This window comes from Streptomyces sp. ActVer, assembly GCF_027270795.1.
GTDB classification, from domain to species: Bacteria; Actinomycetota; Actinomycetes; order Streptomycetales; family Streptomycetaceae; genus Streptomyces; species Streptomyces umbrinus_A.
The window spans coordinates 1-2,007 of record NZ_JAPWHT010000820.1 but is presented as its reverse complement, the minus strand read 5'-3'; the positions used below and the strand labels follow the sequence as shown (position 1 = coordinate 2,007).

Annotated in this window: 2 protein-coding genes; both read left to right on the top strand. The window is 72.6% G+C overall.

Annotated elements, in window-relative coordinates; genetic code table 11:
• Positions 1 to 281: 281 nt before the first annotated feature.
• Complete coding sequence (locus O3Q52_RS52445) at positions 282 to 1,244, top strand: fibronectin type III domain-containing protein (protein ID WP_269655445.1); 963 nt, start codon at positions 282 to 284, stop codon at positions 1,242 to 1,244.
• Positions 1,245 to 1,325: 81 nt separating this feature from the next.
• Positions 1,326 to 2,007: LysR family transcriptional regulator (locus O3Q52_RS52440; RefSeq protein WP_269655444.1), on the top strand; the 682-nt coding region annotated here is incomplete at its 3' end.

Sequence of the window (2,007 nt, the reverse complement as noted above, 5' to 3'; positions counted from 1 at the left end):
GGCCGGAGCCGATGTCGGCTCCGGCCGCCCGGCCGCCCTCGCCGGCGCGGGATCAGCGACGACAGCGTTCCGCACCGTGGGCATGAACTTCCCTACGACAAGGGCGAGTTCAGCCGCGAAGAGCATCAGCATACGTAACGTCCGATCGATATCGCGAACACGGCCCTCTTGATGTGGTCACGGCCACCAGGTCATATTGGTCCGGACCATTCCCGTCGAGGGAGGGCAGGGCTGTGCGACGCGTACTCCTGCGAGCCGCGGTGGTCTGCGGCGCGTTGCTCATGGTGGTGTCCTGCGGCTGGGGCGGTGAGGGCCCGGGCAGCGACCGGCCGCCCGCGGCCCCGGCGGGCGTCACCGCGGCGGCGGGCAGTTCCACCAGCGTGCACGTCATGTGGAACCGGGCCTCAGGGAAACCCGAGGTCGCCCGCTACGAGGTGTACCGCGGCACCACGATGGTGAAGGAAGTAACGGGTTCGGACCACATGGTCGACATCACCAGGCTCAAGCCGTCGACCGCGTACGCCTTCTCCGTACGGGCGCGGGACGCCGACGGACGGCTCGGACCGCCCAGTGAGCGGGTGCGGGCCACCACTCCGGCCGCGACCGCCGCCGACGGACGGGCCCCGAGCACCCCGGAGCGCCCCCGCGGCAAGGCGGCCGGGAGCCGGGCCGCCCAGTTGTCCTGGGACAGGTCCACGGACGACCGGGGTGTGGCCTCCTATGACATCTATCAGGGCGATTCGAAGATCCACAGTGTGGGCGGCGCACAGTCGGCGACCGTGGTCACGGGGCTGCGGCCGAGCACGCGGTACTCCTTCACGGTCCGGGCGCGGGACGCGGCGGACAACGTCTCGCCCGCGAGCGCGGCCGTACGGATCACGACCGCCGCCGGCTCCGACGACGGTAGGGGCGCGGACTCGGGCACCGGCCTGGCACCGACCGGCTTCCGGGCCTCGACGCATCGCACCGACGGGGCGTACTACCTCGACCTCTCCTGGATTCCACCGGATGCCGAGACGATCGACGGGGTGATCACCGAGTACCAGATCCAGCTCGACCGGCAGCCCGCCACCTCGCTCGTCTGGGGCCGGACCGCACCCCGCGACAAGGCCACGTACAGCTTCTACGTGGGACGCGAGGCCGGGGTCACCCAGCGTGTGCGGATCAGGGCGAAGCTGCCCGACGGGACATGGAGCGGCTTCTCGGCGGAACGGACGGTGACGACGGGAGCGGCGCGGCCGTAGGGCGGAACGGTGCCCTGGTACGGCAGGGGCGGCAGGTGCCCGAAAGCGGTTCGGCCATAGACGGAGCCTAGGATTCTCCGTATGCCCCATAGGGAATCCAATGGCACTGCCGCCTCAGCCGCCCCGCTCGATCTCTCGCTGCTGCGGACCTTTCTCGCCGTGCACCGGGCGGGTTCGTTCACGGCGGCGGCGCGGCTGCTGGGGCTGTCGCAGCCGACGGTGACCACGCAGATCCGGTCCCTGGAGGACCAGCTGGGGCGTGAGCTGTTCGAGCGGCGGCCGCGCGGCGTGGTGTCGACCTCGGTCGCGGACGAGCTCGCCGCGCAGGTCGCGGCGCCGCTGGACGCGCTCGCGACGGTCACGGACCGCGGCGGGTTCGGTGCGGACGTCGTGCCGGAGCCGGTCCATGTGGCGGGTCCGGCGGAGCTGCTGTGCACCCGGGTGCTGCCCGCTCTCGCCCCGCTGACCGGGCAGGGGGTACGACTGCGGGTCACCACCGGGCTGACCGACGGTCTGCTGGAGGGGCTGCGCGGCGGCCGCTTCGACCTGGCGATCGCCACGTCACGGCCGCGCGGCCGCACACTGAGCGCGGTGCCGCTGGCGGACGAGGAGTTCGTCCTCGTGGCCGCGCCCGGGTGGGCCGAGCGGATCGGCCGGGACCGGGTCGCCGCCGAGGGGCCCGCCGTGCTGCACGGGGCGCCGCTGATCTCGTACGCCGAGGATCTGCCCATCGCGCGGCGCTACTGGCGGCACGTCTTCGGTG